The sequence below is a fragment of the Micromonospora sp. NPDC049051 genome (assembly GCF_043197575.1).
Lineage (GTDB): Bacteria > Actinomycetota > Actinomycetes > Mycobacteriales > Micromonosporaceae > Micromonospora.
In genome coordinates this window covers 92652-113183 of record NZ_JBICTL010000008.1, presented here as the reverse complement: position 1 = coordinate 113183, position 20532 = coordinate 92652, and the positions used below count along the sequence as shown (strand labels likewise).

The window sequence follows — 20532 nt, the reverse complement described above, 5'->3', positions numbered from 1 at the left end:
CGCTGGGTGCCGACCCAGGTGGCGTTCGACGCGGCGCCGTGGGAGTCGCCGTCGCCGCTGCGGCGCCAGGGGGTCTACCTGATCACGGGCGGCACCGGCGGACTCGGCATGGCGTTGGCGCGCGGTCTCGCCGGCACCGGGCTGCAACCCCGGCTGATCCTGCTGAGCCGCACGGGCCTGGACGACGACGCGACGGACGAACGCTCCGAGCGCCTGCGCGCCCAGCTCGCGGAGATCACCGGACTGGGCGCACAGGTCCGCGTCCTGACCGGCGACGTCGCCGACCGCCGGGGACTGCGGCGGGCCCTCGACGTCACGGTGTCCAGGTTCGGGCCGGTCAACGGGGTCTTCCATCTGGCCGGGTTGCCTGGCGACGGCCTGGTTCGGCTGCGGGAACCCGACGACGTCGCGGCGGTGCTCAGCCCCAAGGTCCGGGGGACGGTGGTGCTCGACGAGGCGTTGCGGTCCGGCCCGCCACTCGACTTCTTCGCCTGCTTCTCCAGCCGGGCCGCGCATGACGGGCTCGTCGGCAGCGCGGACTACGCCGCCGCGAACGCCTTCCAGGACGCGTACGCCGTGACGCTGCGCCGGGCGGGGGTGTCCGCGGTCTCCATCAACTGGCCGTCCTGGGCGGAGGTCGGGATGGCCGCCGAGTACGGGGTGCGGACCTGGTCGACCACGATCGGTCCGGCGCTCAGCCCCATCATGGACGAGCACCGGCTGGAGGGCGCGGCGATCCTGCCCGGGACCGGTCAGCTGGACCTCATGCTGCGCGGCTACTGCGAGCTGACCGGGCGGGACCTGCCGGTGCGGCTCACCGACGTGGTCTACCACCAGGTCCTCGCCACCGAGGACGAGCGACGGGTGGAGATCCGGCTGCACACCGACGGCACCCTGGAGTCGTGGTCGCGTTCGGGCAGCGACCCGGGCGCCCCGGCGGTACGGCATGCCAGCGCCCGGGTCGCCGCGGCGGGTGAGCCGGGCGGGCCCCGGCCGATCGGGGAGTTGCGCTCGTCCTTCACCCACGAGCTGATGGAGTCGGAGGCTGACGGGCCGAGGCTGTTCCACCTCGGCCGCAGGTGGGACAACACCGTCGCCACCTGGACCCGGACGCCGGAGGACACCTCCGAGTTGCTGGTGCAGCTGCGACTGCCCGAGGAGTTCGCCGACGACCTGGCGGTGCACCCGGTGCACCCCACCCTGCTGGACTCGGCGTCGACGGCGTTCCGTCGGCCCGACGACGGCTTCCACCTGCCGTTCTGCTGCGAGTCGATCGTCTTCCACGGCCGGTTGCCGGCGGAGGTGTTCGTGCATGTGCGGCGCAAGCCCAGCGGGCCGGGTGTGATCCGGGCGGATCTCGAGTTGCTCGGGTTCGACGGGCAGCCGCTCTGCGTGGCGACCGGGTACACCCTGCGCCAGATACAACCCGGCACGAAGGTGACCGCCCCGGCCAGCGGCGGGGAGAGCGGGGCGGCCGACGGGATCCCGCCCCGGCTGGGGGTCGCGCTGACCCTGGCCATCCTCGGTGCCCGGCACCCCGGGCAGGTGCTCGTGGAGAGCAATGCCCAGCCGCTGCGCGGCCGCGAGACGCCCGAACGGCCGGGGCCGACCGCTCCCGTCGTCGATCAGCGCCCGACGGCGGTGGCTTCCGCCGCGGCCGCCGAGGCACTGGCCGACACGGTCGCGGGGATGGCGTCGGCCGGACCGGTGGCGGCCACCGCCGGGCCGGGCGACGCGAACAGCCTGGAGTCCCGGATGAAGGCGCTGTGGGTCGAGGCGATCGGCGACCCGGACATCGGCATGGACGTCGACTTCTTCTCGGTCGGCGGCAACTCGCTCACCGCCATCGCGCTGATCTCCGCCATCCGGGAGACGTTCCAGGTGGAGCTCTCGATCGGGGCGATCTTCGATTACCCGACGATCGCGGCACTGGCCACGTTGCTGCGGGAGCAGGGACTTCGGTGAACGAACCCGTCGTGCTCACCAGTGACTGGGCGCTGTGGCCGGTGGCCCCGGTACGTGCCGCCGGCATGCCGTTCGACTGGCTCGCCGGCTTCGCCGAGGACGGGCTCGCCGCCGTCCGGGAGCTGCTGGCCGAGCCGGACTTCCTCGCCGCGCTCAGCTGGCAGAACCCGGCAGTGGCCGAGTGGGCGCGGCGGCCCGGCTCCGCGCTCACCTCGTACCGGGCGGGTGTGCTGACCAGGTACGCCCAGCGGTACTGCGCGAAGAACGACAGCATCGGCTTCTTCGGGCCGGTCGGCTGGGCCACCTTCGGTGGTGCCGGCGACTCGCTGGAGGTGACCGGGACGGCGGGGGTGCGCAGCACCAGCGCCTCGTTCGAACTGTGGGCGGTGCGCGCGCTGGCGCAGCGGTGGGCCGAGGATCCCGCCATCCGGCCGCACCTGCCGGTGCGACGGGTGCCCAGCGTCAGCGTCCACGAGGGACAGGCGTACCGGCCGTTCCAGGCGCCGCTGACGCTGGAACGGGCGCAGCTCGCCCTGCTGGACCGTCTCGCCAGGGCCGGGCTCACCGAGGCCGACCTCGACGCCGACGAGCGGTCGGCCCTGGCCGGACTGGTCGCGGACCGGATCGTCGTCGCCGAGTTCGTGTTGCCGCCGTGCGCGCATCCGGAGCGGGAACTGCTGGCCCAACTAATGAAGCTGCCGGAGAGCGGGGCCCGCGACCAGGCGGTCGCGGACCTGACGGGCCTCATCGACCAGCTCGCGGCGGCCGAGCGGTTCGTCCGGCAGCCGGCGGAACTGGCCCCGGTGCTGACGGCGGTGGAACGGCGGTTCGCCGAATTCGCCGGCCAGACCGCCCAGCGGACCAAGGACGAGGCGGCGGCCGGACGCACCCTCGCGTACGTCGACTGTCGTCGGGACCTCGACGCGGTGGTGCCCGCCGGGCTGGTCGACCAGGTGGCGGAGCCGCTGGGGCTGCTCCTGCAATCGGCCCGGTGGCTGACCGCCGAGGTGCGGGCGGCCGTGGACGAGCGGCTGTGCGAGACGTACGCGGAGCTGCGGCACCGGCGGGAGACCGTCCTCCTCTCCGATCTGCACATCGCCGCGGCGGACGTCCTGGCCGGCGCCCCCGGTACGCTCATCGACGAGATCGGCGAGGACTTTCGGCTGCGGTGGTCGGAGATCCTGCGCGACGCGACCGGCCCCGATCCGGTCCAACTGGCCAGCGAGGACATCGAGGCGCTGGTCGACCGGCTCTTTCCCCCGTGCGAGCCCGGCTGGGCGGCGGCCCGGCAGCACAGTCCCGACCTCATGCTCGCCACGGGCCGGGGGCGGCCGCTCTGGGTCCTCGGTGAGCTGCACACCGCCATGAACACTCTGGAGTCGCGGTTCTTCCATACCCTCGCGGACGAGCCGGGGCGACTGGTGGAGCTGACGGCCCGGGACATGGCTGGTGGCCGGATCGTGCCGAGTTACCCGTACGGGCCGCAGATCGACTCGCGTCGGTATCCGCCCCTGACCGTGCACGTGCCCGACCGGTACCTGTACTGGGCGCACAGCACGGACATGGGCGCCCCGGACGGTGTGTCGGTCCTGCCGGCGACGGGACTCGTCGTCCGGGACCGGGACGAGGGGCTCACCGCAGGCCCCCGGGACGGGCGGTGGGAGCTGCCGGTCGCCGAGTTCTTCGGCGAGTTCCTCTCGGCCATCACGGTCAACCGGTTCCGGATTCCCGGGCCCGGCCCGCGGATCACCCTGGACGACCTGGTCATCCGGCGGGCGACCTGGGCATTCGCGGTCGACGACCTGCCGCCGAAGGTGCTCGGTGCCCGTGGCTACCGGCCCGAGGTGCTCAGCGACTTCCTCACCGAGCGGGGCCTGCCACGGCACCTGTTCGCGCAACTGCCGGGTGAACCGAAGCCGTTCTACGTCGATCGTGACGCGCCGCTGCTGGTGACGAACCTGGCTCGCAGTTGGCGGCGGGCCGCCCGGGGGCCGGTCGTCCTCCAGGAGATGCTGCCCGGCCCCGACCAGCTGTGGCTGCGGGATGCGGCAGGACGGCGTTACACCAGCGAGTTCCGCATGGTCGCGGTGGACCGTAAGGCGCGGGTGCTGCCCGGCCTGGCTGACGCAGGGCGAACGGAGAACCCATGTTGATCCTCACCAGCACCGACGTGCGCGCGGCCCTGCACGGCAGGGAGGCCGAGGTGCTGCATGCGGTGGAGCAGGCGTATCTCGCACACGAGGCGGGGCGGTCGGCGCTGCCGCACTCGGTGTTCCTCCGGTTCCCCGACGACGACCGGAACCGGATCATCGCGCTGCCGGCGTATCTGGGCGGCCCGGAGCCGACGGCCGGGGTCAAGTGGATCTCGTCGTTCCCGGCCAACATCGGGCAGGGGGTGCCGCGGGCGTCGTCCGCCATCATCCTCAACTCGATGCGCACCGGGCAGCCCGAGGTGCTGCTCGAAGGCGCCCGGGTCTCCGCCTGGCGTACGGCCGCCAGTGCCGCCCTGGCGGCCCGGCTCCTGCCCGCCGAGACCGACCAGGCCGGGGTGACCCTGCTGGGCTGCGGGGTCATCAACTTCGCCGTGCTGCGGTTCCTCAGCCAGGTCGTCTCCGGCCTCACCGACGTCACGGTGCACGACGTCAGCACGGAGCGGGCCACCGCGTTCCAGGCCCGGTGCGCGGAGGTCCTGCCCTCCCTCACGGTGCACGTCGAGACGGACCAGGGGCGGGCGTTGGGCCGCAACACCCTGGTGAGTGTCGCGACCAACGCGCTGACGCCGTACCTGGACACCCGGCTGCTGCGGCCGGGCACGCTGGTGTTGCACGTCTCGCTGCGGGACGTGCTGCCCGACGCCGTTCTCGAGGCGGTCAACGTGGTCGACGACGTCGACCACGTGCTGCGTGCCGCCACGTCGGTCGACGTCGCCGCACGACAGGTCGGCCACCACGACTTCATCGCCGCCACCATCGGTCAACTCGCGGCCCGGCCGCAGACTCCCCCGAGGGATCCGCACCGGGTCACCGTCGTCTCTCCGTTCGGGCTCGGCGTGCTCGACCTGGCGGTGGCCGGGCTGGTCGTCAGGATCGCCCGGGACACGGGCCTCGGCGCGCGGATCGAGAACTTCGTCCCGGCGAAGGAGGACCTGTCGTGAGTGCCGAACTCTCGCCGCTCCAGCGGCAGTTGCTCGCCCAGATCATCAAGGGCGGGGGCGTGGGCGCACCGATACCGGCGCCGGCGACACTGCCGCGCCGGCGCGGCAACGATCCGGTGCCGCTCTCGTACGCCCAGGAGGCGGTCTGGCACCTGCACCAGATCGCCGGTGACGTGCCGCTGTTCAACGTGGTCGCCGCCGACTGGATGGCCGACGGCACGGACGCGGCGAGCTTCGTGAGGGCGCTGCGCGGGGTCGTCGAGCGCCACGACGCGATGCGGATGGCGATCAAGGCGGGCGCCGACGGCAGACCGCTGCTGACCGTGGCGGCCGAGGTGCCCGTCGAGGTGGAGGAGTTGACGGCGGCGGACGGGGACGGTCCCGACGGCGTGTTCGCCACCGCCCTGGCCGTCACCGCCCGGCCGTACCGGCTGGACCAGGCGCCGCTGTGGCGGGCCGCGGTCATCACCACGCCCTCGGGGCGCCGGCTGGCCCTGTTCGCCGCGCACCACATCGCCCTGGACGCCGCGTCGCTCGCCCTCGTCATCGACGACATGGCGACCGGGGGGAGTGCGCCGCCCGTCGGGTTCCTCGACTTCGCCGTCTGGCAGCGGGAACAGATCCGCGACGGCGGCGCGAAGGCCGACCTGGACTACTGGCGCGGACGGCTCGCGGCGCTGCCCGATCCGCTGGCGTTGCCGACCGACCGGCCCCGGCCGGCGCACCGCGACCTCTCCGGCGCGACCATCCACCGGGACGTGCCACGGGCGGTCGTGGACCGGGTGCACGCCGTCGGCCGCGCGTCCGGCGCGACCACCTACATGACGATGCTCGCGGCCTACTTCGTGCTGCTGCACCGCTACACCGGCGACTCGGATCTCATCGTCGGGGCCAGCGTGTCCGGTCGGGTCCGGCCCGAGCTGCAACGGATGATCGGCATGCTGGTCAACGTGGTGCCGATCCGCGCCACGGTCACCAGCCGGGAGAGTTTCCAGACGCTGCTGCCCCAGCTCCGTGACCGGGTGGCGGAGGCCCTGGAGCACCAGGGCGTGCCGTTCGCCGTGGTGGTGCGCGAGACCAGCCCGACGCACAGTCCCAACCAGCCGCCGCTGGCCCAGGTCGGCTTCAACATGCCGACGCAGGAGAACAACGCCTACCGGGTGCGGCCCGCGCTGCCGATCACGCCGCAGGGGTCGCTGCTCGACTTCACCGTGCACGTCGTACCGGCCGCCCAGGGCGCCCTGCGGGTCGAGCTCGAATACTCCACCGCGCTGTTCGACGAGTCGACGGCCACGGACCTGCTGACCACGTACGTCGAGCTGGTGGACCGGCTCACGGCGGACCCGGCGCTCGCGGTGGGCCAGGTACCGGTCACCGCCAGGTCGGCAGTCACCGGCGGGACCGGGACGCCACCGGCGCTGTTGCCCGAACTCGTCGCCGCGCAGGCCGCCCGCACCCCGGACGCCGTGGCGGTCGAGGACGGCGGCACCTCCCTGACCTACCGGGAGCTGCTGGACCAGGTGCAGTCGCTGGCCGCCCGGCTGGCCGAGCGGGGGGTCGAGCCGGAAACCCCGGTCGGGGTCCACCTGCCGAGGGGCGCCGCCGCGGTGGTGGCCCTGCTGGCGGTCTGGCGGGCCGGGGGCTGCTACGTCCCGCTCGACCCCGAGCACCCGCGGGCGCGCATCGAGACGATCGTCGCCGACGCGGGCGTACGGACCCTGCTCGCGGCCCCGGCCGACGCCGGACGGTTGGCGGAGCTCGGAGTCACAATCCTCACGGTGGACGGATCAGCGCGCGGCGTCCCGTTCCCCCAGGTCCGGCTTGCGGCGGAACACGCGGCGTACGTGATGTACACCTCCGGCTCGACCGGGCGGCCCAAGGGCGTGGTCGTCACCCACGGCGGCATCGCCAACCGGGTCTGGTGGCCGGTCAACCGGCTCGGACTCGGCGCGGGCGACCGGGTGCTGCAGAAGACGGCGCTGACCTTCGACGCCGCGGGCTGGGAGATGTTCGGCCCGCTGATCAGTGGCGGCACCGTGGTCGTCGCCCCGCCCGACGCGCCGCGTGACGCGGCGGTGATGCTGCGCGCGGTGGCCGAGGGGGCGGTGACCGTGCTCCAGGTGGTGCCCTCGGTGCTGCGGCGGTTGCTCGCCGCGGACGGATGGGCCGACTGCACCTCGCTGCGGCTGCTGTTCAGCGCCGGCGAGCCGCTCACCGGTGAGTTGTGTGCGCAGGTCCGCGACCGGGTCGACGTCACGGTCGTCAACACGTACGGACCCACCGAGTGCGCGATCGACGTGACCGCGTACCGGTGGCCGCAGGAGCAGCGCCGGGGACCCGTGCCGATCGGCAGCCCGCTGGACGGGCTGCGGGCGGTCCTGCTCGGCCGGGACGGCGAACTGGTGCCCCGGGGTGCCGTCGGGCAGCTCTACGTCGGTGGCGTCAACGTCGGCCGGGGGTACGTCGGGCGGCCCGACCTGACCGCCGCCCGTTTCGTGCCCGACCCGTACGGGCCACCCGGATCGCGGATGTACCACACCGGCGACCTGGCGCGGCAACGGTCCGGTGGGGAATTCGAGTTCGTGGGCCGGGCGGACGACCAGATCAAGATCAACGGTGTCCGCGTCGAGCCCGGCGAGGTCGAGCGGGCGCTGGAGACGCATCCCCTGGTGCGGGCCGCTGTCGTGCTGGGGCGTCCGCGTCCCGACGGGGGGCGTCAGCTCGTGGCGTTCCTGGTCACCGACGCCGCCATCGAGACCGGTGCGCTGCGGGCGCACCTGCGTCGGACCCTGCCGGAGGCGATGCTGCCCGGGCTGTTCGTCCGGGTGGACGCGATACCCGCCACGTCCAGTGGCAAGACCGACGCGGTCGCCCTGCTGAACGGGATTCCGGACGGGTTGCCGCCCGGCGAGCGGGCGTTGCCCACCGACGAGGTGGAACAGGTCGTCGCGCAGGAGTGGGCCACGGTACTGGCGAGCGCCGGCACCGTCGGCAGGCACGACGACTTCTTCGCGCTCGGTGGGCACTCCCTGCAACTCGGCGAGCTGGCGGCCCGGCTGCGGGCGCGTACCGGTGCGGGCGTCTCGCTGGCGCAGCTGTACCAGGCCACCACCGTCGCCGCCCAGGCCGACCTGCTGCGCCGGGACGCGGCGGCGGCCGGCGGCGGGAACGACGCGGCGGGTCGAACCACCGCACCCGAGATCGAGGTGCTGCCCAGGACCGGGCTGCTGCCGTTGTCGGCCGGACAGCAGCGGATGTGGATGGCGGAGCAGCTGAGTCCGGGCAGCCCGGAGCAGATGGTGCCGGTGGTGGTGCCGCTGCCGGCGCGGATGACGCTGGCCGAGGTGAGCGCCGCGCTCGCCCGCGTGGTCGAGCGGCACGAGATCCTGCGTACCCGCTACGAGATGGTCGACGAGCAGCTCACCCAGGTCGTCGATCCGCCCGCCCCGGTCGAGATCGAACTCGTCGAGGCCACCGGCGAGGACGCGGCGACCCGGCAGATCAGGGAGCTGACCCAGCGGCCCTTCGACCTGGCCACCGATCCGGTCCTGCGCGCCCGACTGGTCCGCTCCGGCCCCGACCGGCAGTCGCTGGTCCTGCTCGTGCACCACATCGCCTGGGACGGCGTGTCGACGGAGATCCTCGCCGCCGAACTGTCGTCCCCCGACCCGGCCGCCGCACCGGCCGTCCAGTACGCCGACTACGCCGCCTGGCAGTCGGCCTGGTCGCAGGGCCCGCAGGCGGCCAGCGGGCTCGAACACTGGCGGCGGCAGCTCGACGGGGCACGCGCCACCGAACTCCCCACCGACCTGCCCCGTCCCGCCCAGTGGCAGGGCCGGGGCGCGTTGTACGTGTTCCGGGTGCCGGCCCCGGTCGCCGCCCCGGTCGTGCAGGTCGGGCAGCAACTCGGCGCCACCCCGTTCATGACCTTCCTGGCCGCCTTCAACTGCCTGCTCGCGGAGTTGACCGGCACCCGGGAGATCGTCGTCGGCGCACCCGTCGCCGGTCGGACCAACCCGGCGGTGGAGAGGCTCATCGGCTACTTCGCGAACATCCTCGTGCTGCGTACCGAGGTGGACCCCGGCGACGACTTCCGGGCCGTGCTGCGGCGCACCCGGGAGACCTCCCTGGCCGCCTACGCGCATCAGGACGTCCCGTTCGACCGTGTCCTGGACAGCCTGCGGATCGCCCGCGACCGCTCCCGTAATCCCCTGTTCCAGATCATGTTCGAGGTGGGGCAGGCGCGGCCGTCGTACCTGCCCGACCTGCCGGAGCAGCTGGATCTGCTGTCGTTGCCGTGGCCGACGGCGATCTACGACCTCACCGTCACGCTGAGCGAGGAGCCGGACGGTGGTTACCTGGGGCTCGTCGAGTACTCGACGGACCTCTTCCGGCCGGCGAGCGTCGAACGGCTGATCCGCCGCTACCGGCAGCTGCTCCAGCAGGTCGCCACCGATCCGGACGCGTCCGTCGGCGGGCTGGCCGTCCGTACCCTGCCCGAACTGCTCCGGCGTCAGGCGGCGGCGCGGCCGGACGCCGTCGCGGTCGAGCAGGGCGGCGACCGCCTCAGCTACGGCGAGTTGGCGCGGCGGGTCGATGTGGCGGCGGCCCGCCTGCGTGCCGCCGGGGTGGGGCCCGAGTCGATCGTCGCGGTCTGTCTTCCCCGTGGCCTGGACCTGATCGTGACCGCGCTGGCGGTGATGGCGGCCGGCGGTGTGCACGCCCCGCTCGACGTCGCCGGGCCCGGAGCGCGGCTGGCGTCGATCGTGGCGTCGCTGGAACCCGCCGTCGTGGTGGTGACGCCGGACGCCGTCGGGTTGGTGCCCTCCGGTGGCCCCGCGGTGCTGGTGCCGGAGGACCTGCGGACGTCCGCGCCCACCGACGGCGGGGGAGAGCGCCGCGCCGCCGTCGTCGCCGGACAGCTCGCGTATGTCATCCACACGTCCGGCTCCACCGGCGAGCCCAAGGGCGTGCAGGTGGAACACGGCGCGTTCCTGGCCCACTGCGAGGACGTGGCGCTGCGGTACGGGCTGGCCGCCGACGACCGGATCCTGACGACGAGTCCGCCCTTCGTGGACGTCGCGATGGAACACCTCGGCATGACCCTGGTGTCGGGCGCGACCCTGGTGCTCGCCGCCGCCGGCGGGTGGAGCCCTGCCGACCTGCCCGACCTGGTCGCCGCCACCCGGGTCACCTTCCTCGACCTGCCGCCGATGGCGTGGCGGGACATGCTCGACCGGGTCGTGAAGGCCGACAGCCGGCTGGACACCCTGCGCGCGGTCAACATCGGCACGGACGTGGTGTACGCCGAGGACGTGCACCGGTGGCACGAACTCGGCATCGACGCTCGCTTCATCGCCTGTTACGGGCCGACCGAGACCGTCGTCACGTCGACCCTCCACGAGGTCACCGAGGCGCGTGCCGCCAGCCTGCCGCCCGGGGCGGTGGTGCCGATCGGCACCGAGGTGGGCCGCACCGTCGGCTACGTGCTCGACGAGCGGCTGCGACCGGCGCAGCCCGGTGTCCGGGGCGAGCTGTTCCTGGGGGGCAGCCTCGCGCGGGGCTACCACGGACGCCCCTCGCTGACCGCCGAGCGCTTCCTGCCGGATCCGTTCTCGACGGTGCCCGGGGCCCGGATGTACCGCACGGGTGACGTGGTCAGCCGGAACGCCGACGGGGTGCTGGACTTCCACGGCCGGGCGGACCGTCAGGTGAAGATCAACGGCTTCCGGGTCGAGCCCGCCGAGGTCGAGGCGTGCCTGCTCACCCACCCGGGGATCCGGGCGGCGAGCGTCACCGCCGCGACGCGGGACGGCGCCACCCAGCTCGTCGGCTACGTCGTGGCCGCCGAAGCCACCCCACCGGACGCGCGCGATCTCGGTGCGTACCTGCGGGCCCGGCTGCCGGAGGCGATGGTCCCGCGGCACTGGGTCTTCCTCGCCGAGATGCCGAGGACCGGGGCGGGGAAGGTGGACCTGCGGGCGCTCCCGCCGATCGCCGCCGACGACGAGGGCGAGCGCACCGAGGAGGCATCCGCCGAGGCGAGCGTCGAGGAGCTGATAGCCGAGATCTGGTGCGCCGTGCTCGGTCTCCCCGCGGTCGAGCACGACGCCGACTTCTTCGCGATCGGCGGCAACTCGCTGCTGGCCACCCGGGTCCGTACCCGCATCCAGGACCTCTTCGCGGTGACCATCCCGCTGGGGGACCTGTTCGGGGCGACGACGGTCGAGCAACAGGTGGACCTGGTCACCCGGCTCGTCGTCGACGAGGTCGACGCGCTGCCCGAGGACGAGGTGGCCGCGCTCCTGCTGGATCAGGACGAGCCTGGGGAGAGACGATGAGCGACACCGAGGGGCCACGTCCGGCAGCCGACAGCGGGGCCGAACTGCGTCGCCGGCTGGTGGCGCAACGCCTCGCGGGCCGGGTACGGCGGCGCGACGACGGGTCCGCCGCCGATGCCGCTGCCGGCGTGACCGACACCGGGCCGGCGCCACTGTCGTCGGCGCAGCGCCGGATGTGGTTCCTGGACCAACTCGCGCCCGGCGGGGTGGACTACCTGGTGCCTCTCGTGCTGCGGCTGCGCGGCGTGCTCGACGTCGAGGCGCTGCGCGTCGCGTTGACCGGCCTGGCCGCCCGGCACGACATCCTGCGGACGAGGTACGAGCTGCGCGACGGCGAGCCGGTCCAGGTGATCGATCCACCCGCGCCGGTCGACCTGCCGGTCGTGACCACCGACGAGGCCGGGCTCGCCGCCCTGCTGGCCGACCAGGCCGGGCGCGGATTCGACCTCGCCACCGGCCCGGTCTGGCGAGCGGTCCTGGTGCGGTTGGGCGACGACGAACAGGTGCTCGTCGCGCACCTGCACCACATCGCCTGCGACGGTTGGTCCGTGCAACTGCTCTGCGCCGACCTCGCCGAGCTCTACCACGCGGCCCGGACCGGGGCGCCGCAGCCTGCCCGGCCGGGACAGTTCGCCGAGCACGCGAGGTGGGAGCGGCGACACCTCGGCACCGCGGAGGCACAGGCCGGTCTGCGGTGGTGGCAGGACACCCTGGCCGAGCTGACCGAACTCGACCTGCCCGCCGACCGGCCCCGCGCGACCCCGCGGGATCCGGCCGGCGCCCGGGTGACCTTCGCGGTGCCGGCGCACGTCGATCGGGCCTGCGCCGAGCTGGCCCAGCGGCACCGGACCACGCCGTACGTGGTGCTGCTCGCCGGTTTCGCCGCGCTGCTGGCCCGGCTGACGCGGCAGGACGACGTCGCCGTCGGCATGCCGGTGAGCGGCCGGACCCGGACGGGAGTGGACGCCGTCGTCGGTCCCTTCCTCAACACGCTGGTGCTGCGCTGCGACTGCTCCGGTGACCCCAGCTTCGACCTGCTGGTCGATCGGGTGCGGGACACGCTGCACGCCGCCGTCAGCCACCAGGACATCCCCTTCGACCGGGTCGTCGACGCGGTCGCGCCGGAGCGGGACCTGTCCCGCAACCCGCTGGTGTCGACGATGTTCCTGTTCGAGGACGAGAACGGAGGGCTGCCGGGCCGCTTCGACGACCTCGACGTCGTCGACGTCGCCACCCCGCCACGGGGCGTGAAACTCGACCTGAGCATGGGGCTGCGGCGGACCGCCGACGGGCTGTTCGGCGCGATCGACTACGCGACCGCCCTGTTCGACGAGCGGACCGTCGACGAGCTCGTCACCCGTTACCTCGTCCTGCTGGAACACGCCGTCACCGCGCCGGGGGCGTCGGTCGGCGCGCTGGACGTCCTCGACGAGGCTGAGCGCCACCGGCTGCGGACGGTGCTGACCGGCGCCCGCCGGGATGTTCCCGACAGCCCCCTGCACGAGCTGGTCCGGGACCGCGTCCGGCGGGACCCGGCGGCGGTCGCGGTACGGGACGGGCGGCGCAGCTGGAGCTACGGCGAGCTGGACCAGCTCTCGGACGCCCTGGCCCACACCCTGCGCCGGCACGGCGTCGGCCGGGGCGACGTCGTCGGGGTCTGCCTGCCCCGCAGCGCGGAACTCGTCTGCGCGCTGCTCGCGGTCCTGAAGTCCGGCGGCGCCTACCTGCCCCTCGACCCGGAGGACCCGGCCGCGCGCCGGGCGGAGGTGGCGACCGACGCCCAGGTCCGCGCGGTGGTGGCCGGAGCCGACCACGCGGCCGCCTTCGGCGACGTGCCGGTGGTCCCTCCGGTGGCACCGGGAGACGGGGCGACCGACCTCCACGGGCAGCTTCCGGCACTGACCGCACACGACCGGGCGTACGTCATCTACACCTCCGGTTCCACCGGGCGCCCCAAGGGCGCGGTCATCGACCACGGCGGGATAGTCAACCGGCTCACCTGGATGCAGGAGAGCTACCAGCTACGACCCGGCGACCGGGTGTTGCAGAAGACGCCGTTCACCTTCGACGTGGCCGTGTGGGAGTTCTTCTGGCCGCTGATCACGGGCGCGACCATCGTGGTGACACCCCCGGGCGTGCACCGGGACCCGCTGGAACTGGACCGCCTGATCCGGGCCGAGGCGGTGACGCACCTGCACTTCGTGCCGTCGATGCTCGACGCCTTCCTGGCCGTCGTCGCGCAGGCGCCGCCCAGCCTCAGGCACGTGTTCTGCAGCGGCGAGGCGCTGCGCACCGTCACCGCCCGGCGCTTCGCGGCTTGGTCGTCGGCGGCGTTGCACAACCTGTACGGCCCGACGGAGGCGTCGGTCGACGTCACCGCCCAACGGGTCGACGAGCGGCTGCTCGCCACCCTCGACACCGCCGGCGTGCCGATCGGCACGCCGATCAGCAACATCCGCGTCCACATCCTGGACGAGCGGCTGCGGATGGTGCCGGTGGGCTGGCCCGGTGAGCTCTACCTGGCCGGCGTCGGGCTGGCACACGGGTACCGCAACCGGCCCGGCACCACCGCCGAGCGGTTCGTGCCGGACCCGTTCTCGTCCGTGCCGGGCGAGCGGATGTACCGCACCGGCGACCTGGTCCGGCTGCGCGCCGACGGGACCATCGACTTCCTCGAACGCATCGACGCGCAGGTCAAGCTGCACGGCGTCCGGATCGAGCTGGGTGAGATCGAAGCACGGCTGATGGAGCACCCGGCGGTCGCCGAGGCAGCGGTCGCCCTGCACCGGCCCGCGGACCTGCCCGCCCAACTGGTCGCCTACGTCGTGGCACGCGACGGCGCGGACGCCACGCCGGACCGGCTCCGCGCCGGGCTCTCCGGAGTGCTGCCGGCGTCGATGGTGCCCGGCCGGTTCGTGTCCCTGGACGCACTTCCCCGGACCAGCAGCGGGAAGATCGACCGTCGCGCCCTGCCCGCACCGGAGCAGGGCCGCACGACCAGCACCGCGTACGTCGCGCCCAGCACCCCGGAGGAACACCTGGTCGCGCGGGTGTGGGCCGAGGTCCTCCAGGTGCCACAGGTGGGCGGCGCGGACGACTTCTTCGCCCTCGGCGGCGACTCGATGCGCGCCATCAGACTGGTCGGCGCGCTGCGCGAGGCTGGCCTGGCGGTGAGCGTGCAGGACCTGTTCCAGCACCGCACCGTCGCCGCCGTCGCCGCCATGGCCCGACAGTGCCTCGACGAGCGGCCGGACGACCTGGTGGCCGAGGAGTTCGGGCAGATATCGGCCGCCGACCGGGAGAAACTCCCCGAGGACGTGCTCGACGCCTACCCGTTGTCGGACGTCCAGGCCGGCATGCTCTACGAGCTGATGGCCGACGAGGAACGCCGGCCGTACCAGAACGTGACGCTGTACTTCGTCGACGACGGTAAGCCGCTGTCGGCCGCCGCCCTGCGTACCGCGGTGCGGCAGGTCGTGGCCCGGCACGACGTGCTGCGTACCTCCTTCGACCTCACCAGCTACGGCGAGCCGCTGCAACTGGTGCACGCGGAGGCCCGGGCCGAGGTGGTGGTGCAGGACCTCGACGGGCTCGACGAGGCCGAGCAGGAGCTGCTCATCCGGGAGGAGGCCGCCCGGCACCGGCTGGCTCCCGTCGTGCTGGACCGGGCACCGCTGTGGCGTCTCTTCGCGTACCGCACCGGCGCCACCCGGTGGGTGCTGGCCTGGGTGGAGTGCCACGTCATCCTCGACGGCTGGAGCCACAACTCGCTGCTCGGCGAGCTGATGGACCGCTACGTGGCGGTGCGGGACCAGCGGACGCCGCCGTCGATGGAGCGGCCGGCGCGCCGCTGGGCGGACTTCATCGCCATGGAACGCGCGGTGGTCGCCGATCCGCAGAGCCGCGAGTACTGGACCAGCGTGCTGGACCGGTACGAGACGCTGCGCCTTCCGCAGGAGTGGGGGGCGGCCGGGTCCGGTGCCCCGCACACGGTGGCGCAGCCGCTCGGCACCGACGTCGACCGGCTGCGCGAACTGGCCGCGGCGATCGGCGTTCCGGTGAAGAGCGTCTACCTGGCCGCGTTCTTCAAGACGATGAGCGTCCTGAGCGCCGGGGACGGCTTCCTGTGCGGCCTGGTGAGCAACGGCCGCCCGGAGGTCAGCGGCGGTGACGAGGTGCTCGGGATGTACCTCAACACGCCGCCGGTGGTCGGCGAGCGCCCGCGCGGCACCTGGCTGGACCTGATCCGGGCCGCGGCCGAGGCGGAGACCGCACTGCTGCCCCACCGGCGTTTCCCGCTGCCCCGGCTCCAGTCGCTGGCCGGTACGACGCAGCCGCTGGTCGAGGCGGTCTTCAACTTCCTCGACTACTACCTGCTGCGCGACACGGCGGTGCAGACGACCCAGACCGAGGACGACAGTCCCAACGAGTTCCCGCTGGCCGTGACCGTCCTGCCCGGGTACGTCATGTTCACCGCGATGCCGGAGCGGGTACGCCCGGAACGTCTGAACTGGCTGGCGCGGGCGTACCACCGGGTGCTGACCGACATGCTCGCCGATGTCGGCGGGTCCGCCACCGGGCCGCTGCTCTCCGGCGCCGAGCTCGCGCGGCGGCTGTCCGGACCGGTGGCCGCGCCGCTCGCCCTGGCCGAGACGACGCTGCACGGAGGCGTCCTCCGGCAGGCGGCGGCGACCCCGGACGCCGAGGCGGTCCGCGACGACACCGGGACGCTCACCTACCGGGAGCTCGTCACCACCGCCACGGCGCTCGCCCGGCGACTGGCGGCGGCGGGGGCGGGGCCGGACCGGCCGGTCGCCGTCTGCATGCGGCGCAGTGTCCACCTGGTGACCGTGCTGCTGGGGATCCTCCAGTCGGGTGCGGCGTTCGTGCCGCTCGATCCGGACGATCCGGCGGCGCGGCTGCGGCAGCGGCTGGTCGGCGCGGACGTCGCGCTGGTGGTGGCCGACGAGGAGCTGCACGAGGTGCTGGCCGGCGTCGTGCCGGTGCTCGGCCCCCGCCCGGGCGGTCCGGAGCGGACACCGGTCGAGGTGACCGGAGGCCACCCCGCCTTCGTCCTGTTCACCTCGGGGTCCACGGGTGGCCCGAAGGGTGTCGCCGTGCCGCACCTGGGCGCCGCCAACTACGTGCACTGGCTGCAACGGGCGCTGCCCCTGCGCGGTGGCGACCGGGTCGTCCAGAAGACCCCCTACACCTTCGACGTGTCGGTCGGCGAGATCTTCCGGCCGCTGGTCGCCGGGGCGACGCTGGTGATGGCGCCCGACAAGCTGCACCTCGACCCGCTGGGTCTGGCCGCGTTCATCGAGCGGCACCAGGTCAGCCACGCGGCCTTCGTACCGTCGATGATGAACGCGTTCCTCGACGCCGTACCGGGGATCCCCGCCTGTCTGCGTGAGGTCATGCTGCTCGGGGAGAAGTTCACCCTGTCGACCGCCCGGCGCCTGGCCGAGCGGACCGACGCCAGGGTGTACAACCTCTACGGGCCGACCGAGGGATCCATCGCCTGCACCTGGTACGAGGTCGCCCCGCAGCCGCACCCGGGGGCGACGAGCGTGCCGATCGGCCGTCCGATCGACAACGTGACGAACCACGTCCTCGACGTCGACCTCAACCCGGTGCCGGTCGGCGTGCCGGGCGAGCTGTATCTCGGCGGGCACTGTGTCGCGCAGTCCTACCTGGGCCGACCGGCCGAGACCGCCAGCCGGTTCGTGCCGGACCCGTTCGGTGCACCCGGTGGGCGGCTGTACCGGACCGGTGACCTCGTACGGTGGCTCGACGGCGACGTCATCGAGTACCTGGGCCGGCTCGACCAGCAGGTGAAGATCAGTGGGGTCCGGATCGAGCCGGGCGAGATCGAGCGGGTGCTGTCGGCTCATCCCGCGGTGCGGGCCGCGGCGGTGACCGTGGTCTCCGACGACGGCGCGCCGCGCCTGGCCGCGTACCTGCTGGCCCGCCCCGACGTCGAGTGGGACGTCGACGCGGTGCGGGCGCACGCCCGCGCCCAGCTGCCCGCGCTGCTGGTTCCCGCGCACTTCGTCGTGTTGCCCGAGTTCCCGATGACCGTGAGCGGCAAGATCGACCGGCGGGCGTTGCCCAGGCCGGAGGACGACGGCAGGACGGCGGCGGACCACGTCCCCGCGCGCAACGCGCTGGAGCGGACGATCGCCGGGGTGTGGCAGCGCGAGCTGGGCTGCGGCGAGGTCAGCGTCGAGCGTGACTACCTGGAACTCGGCGGGGACTCGCTCGGGGCGATGCGGATCGCGATCCGGCTCGGCCGGCAGCTCGACATGGTCATCTCACCGACGGACATCCTGGTGCGGCGGACGGTGGCGGCCCTGGCCGAGCTGCTCGCCGGGCGGCAGGGCGCTGCGCCGGAGGCCGCCCGTACGGGCCCCGGCGGTGCCGGGCAGCAGCCCGATTCGCGGCCCGCCGTCCCGGCGGCGTCCCCCGGGCCCGACCGGCCGGCGCCCGATCCGCGGGCGAAGGTGCTGTCCGTGGTCGGGACGGCCGATTCCAGCCAGATCCGGGTACGCCGCACCGGTAGCCGGTCGGTGCTGCACTGCGTGCACCCGGGCGGGGGAAGCGCGCACTGGTACGAGAACCTGGCGCGGCACCTGCCGGAGAGCCTGGACGTGGTCGCGTACCAGCATCCCGGTCTGTTCGATCCGGGGGAGGCGGCCCGCTCGACTGCGGACCTGGCCCGGCGCTACCTCGACGAGCTGCGTACCGATCAGCCGCAGGGGCCCTACCACCTCTTCAGCTGGTGTGGCGGAGGGCCGATCGCCTGGGAGATGGCCCGAGGGCTGCGCGCGATGGGCGAGAGCGTGACGCTCATCCTCCAGGACCCGGTGCTCCAACTGCCCGACGTCCCCGGCGACGGCGGCGAGAACCTCCGGCTGCTGGCCCGGTGCGATCGGGCGTACCAGGAGCTCGCCCAGGACCCGCCGCCCGGACGCGCCGCCGAACTGCGGGCGGAGATCGCCGGCCTGCTGCCGCGCATCGTCGTGGAGGGCTTCCACGACGCGCTGCGCGATCCCGATTTCGACCACGTCTGGCCTCTGGCGGTGCGGTCGTGGCGGCAGCAGATGGAGGCCCGGATCTCGTACCTGTACCAGCCGTACGAGGGACCGCTGCACCTGCTCACCTGCGACGACCTCGTCAACGGCACGCACGAGAGCCTGGCCGGTCTCGAGCCTGAGGGCTACGTCGGCCGGTGGCGTCGCCTGGTGCCGGCCGGCGTCGAGGTGCACCGGATATCAGGCGGCAACATCACCTCGATGCTGCCGCCCCACATCGAGGGGCTCGGCAAGGTCGTCGCCGGCATCATCGGACATCCTGAGGAGACTGCCATGGGACACCCCGAGGAGGTGCGTGCCACATGACCAGCCCCGTGGTGACGGTGCGCGGCCTGCGGCGCAGCTACGGCACGGTCGTCGCGCTGGACGGCATCGACCTGGACATCCAGGAAGGTGAGGTGGTCGCGTTGCTGGGGCCCAACGGCGCCGGCAAGACGACGACCGTGGAGATCCTCGAGGGGCACCGGCGGCGGGACGCCGGCGAGGTCCGCGTGCTCGGCGTGGACCCCTGGCGAGCCCCGTTGGCCTGGCGGTACGGCATCGGCATCGTCCTTCAGGAGGCCAGCGACGCGGGGGAGCTGACGGTGCTGGAGACGCTGCGCCACTTCGGCGGCTACTTTCCGTCCCCGCACGATCCGACCGACCTGCTGCGGCAGGTCGGCCTGGCGGAGGCGGCCGGGCGCCGGGTCCGCACCCTCTCGGGCGGCCAGCGGCGTCGGCTCGACGTCGCCGTCGGGGTGGTGGGCCGACCGCGGCTGCTGTTCCTCGACGAGCCGACCACCGGGTTCGACCCGCAGGCGCGCCGGCAGTTCTGGGAACTGGTCCGCGGCCTGCGGGACGAGCAGGGCACCACCGTGCTGCTGACCACCCACTATCTGGAGGAGGCCGAGGCGTTGGCGGACCGCGTGGTGGTGATCGCCGACGGGGTCGTCCGCGCCGACGGTGACCCGGCGACGCTCGGCGGCCGGATGAGCGGGGAGGCCACGGTGAGCTGGCTGGAGAACGCCGAGGCGCGCAGCGCCCGGACGGCCGACCCGGGGGCGTTCGTCAACGAGCTGGTCGCCCGGCTCGGGCCGTCCGTGCCCGGGCTGACGGTCAGCCGCCCCCGACTGGAGGACGTCTATCTCGACCTGGTGGGAGGGAACAAGCCGTGACCACGCAGGCGACGACAGTCCCGTTGACCCGTACGGGCCGGCTCGGGCTGGCCCGTGGGGCCGTGGAGATCAGGACCTTCTTCCGGGAACGCGACACGGTGCTGTTCACGTTCGCGCTGCCGATCGTCCTGCTTGTGCTGCTTGGATCGATCTTCTCCACCGAGTACGCCGGCACCGGGGTGACCGCGAGTCAACACATCACGGCGAGCATGATCGCGGCGGGCATCGCCTCCGCCACCTTCGTCACTCTCGCTGTGGGCATCGCTGAGGACCAGGCCAACGGGACGCTGAAGCGGTTGCGCGGGATGCCGGCCCCGCCGGCCGCGTACGTGCTGGGCAAGCTGTTTCTCGTGCTGGTGGTCAGCGTCACCGAGGCGGTGCTGATGGTGGCCACGGGCGTGCTGCTGTTCGACCTGGCGCTGCCGGCGGACGCCGGGTCCTGGCTGACCCTGGCCTGGGTGTTCCTGTTGGGAGCCACGGCGTGTTCGTTGCTGGGTATCGTCCTGAGCGGGCTGGCCAGATCGGTCCGGGGGGCGAGCGCGGCGGCGAACCTGACCTATCTCGTCCTGGTCTTCACCTCGGGCATCTTCGTCACCCCGATCACCGTGCTGCCAGCGCCGTTGACCACGTTGTCGTCCCTGTTCCCGCTGAAGTGGATGGGCCAGGGGTTCCGGGCGGCGTTCCTGCCGGACACGATGGCGACGCAGGAGCTGGCGGGCTCCTGGGAACTGGGGCGGGTGGCCCTGGTCCTGGGACTGTGGTGCGTCGTCGGTCTGCTGCTGAGCCTGGCTGTCGTCCGGCGGGGCCTGCGGCGGCGCGAGTGA

At 73.4% G+C, this 20532-nt stretch carries 7 protein-coding genes (1 of these 7 cut by a window edge); all 7 read left to right on the top strand.

The genetic code is table 11. The features are described from left to right. Tightly spaced (each overlapping or abutting the next), the 7 genes in view from ACGFIR_RS27820 to ACGFIR_RS27790 form a layout consistent with a single transcriptional unit that may run on beyond the window. Window positions 1–1965 carry the final stretch of an SDR family NAD(P)-dependent oxidoreductase gene (locus ACGFIR_RS27820; protein ID WP_393148112.1) on the top strand. Its footprint begins 3312 nt before the window's first position, so only the last 1965 of its 5277 coding nucleotides appear in the window; its start codon lies beyond the left edge, outside the window; its stop codon occupies window positions 1963–1965. Next, on the top strand, window positions 1962–4118 hold the full coding sequence (locus ACGFIR_RS27815) for a lantibiotic dehydratase (RefSeq protein ID WP_393148110.1): 2157 nt from the start codon (window positions 1962–1964) through the stop codon (window positions 4116–4118). Before ACGFIR_RS27820 ends, ACGFIR_RS27815 begins: the two co-directional genes overlap by 4 nt. After that, a complete protein-coding gene (gene sbnB / locus ACGFIR_RS27810) occupies window positions 4112–5119 on the top strand; it encodes a 2,3-diaminopropionate biosynthesis protein SbnB (protein ID WP_393008351.1) in 1008 nt (335 codons plus the stop codon). Before ACGFIR_RS27815 ends, sbnB begins: the two co-directional genes overlap by 7 nt. Further along, the gene (locus tag ACGFIR_RS27805) at window positions 5116–11460 is read left to right on the top strand and encodes an amino acid adenylation domain-containing protein (protein WP_393148108.1); all 6345 of its coding nucleotides are present in this window, start codon (window positions 5116–5118) and stop codon (window positions 11458–11460) included. Before sbnB ends, ACGFIR_RS27805 begins: the two co-directional genes overlap by 4 nt. Then, window positions 11457–18860, top strand: coding sequence for an amino acid adenylation domain-containing protein (locus ACGFIR_RS27800; protein WP_393148106.1), 7404 nt, complete (start codon window positions 11457–11459; stop codon window positions 18858–18860). Before ACGFIR_RS27805 ends, ACGFIR_RS27800 begins: the two co-directional genes overlap by 4 nt. Beyond that, window positions 18857–19708 (top strand): ABC transporter ATP-binding protein, encoded by an 852-nt coding sequence (locus ACGFIR_RS27795; protein ID WP_393008345.1) that lies wholly within the window; start codon window positions 18857–18859, stop codon window positions 19706–19708. Before ACGFIR_RS27800 ends, ACGFIR_RS27795 begins: the two co-directional genes overlap by 4 nt. Beyond that, a complete protein-coding gene (locus ACGFIR_RS27790; protein ID WP_393008343.1) occupies window positions 19705–20532 on the top strand; it encodes an ABC transporter permease in 828 nt (275 codons plus the stop codon). Before ACGFIR_RS27795 ends, ACGFIR_RS27790 begins: the two co-directional genes overlap by 4 nt.

Coding starts and splice junctions, on each gene's coding strand:
- sbnB (WP_393008351.1), top strand. CDS start 4,112: ATGTTGATCCTCACCAGCACCGACGTGCGCGCGGCCCTGCACGGCAGG.
- ACGFIR_RS27795 (WP_393008345.1), top strand. CDS start 18,857: ATGACCAGCCCCGTGGTGACGGTGCGCGGCCTGCGGCGCAGCTACGGC.
- ACGFIR_RS27800 (WP_393148106.1), top strand. CDS start 11,457: ATGAGCGACACCGAGGGGCCACGTCCGGCAGCCGACAGCGGGGCCGAA.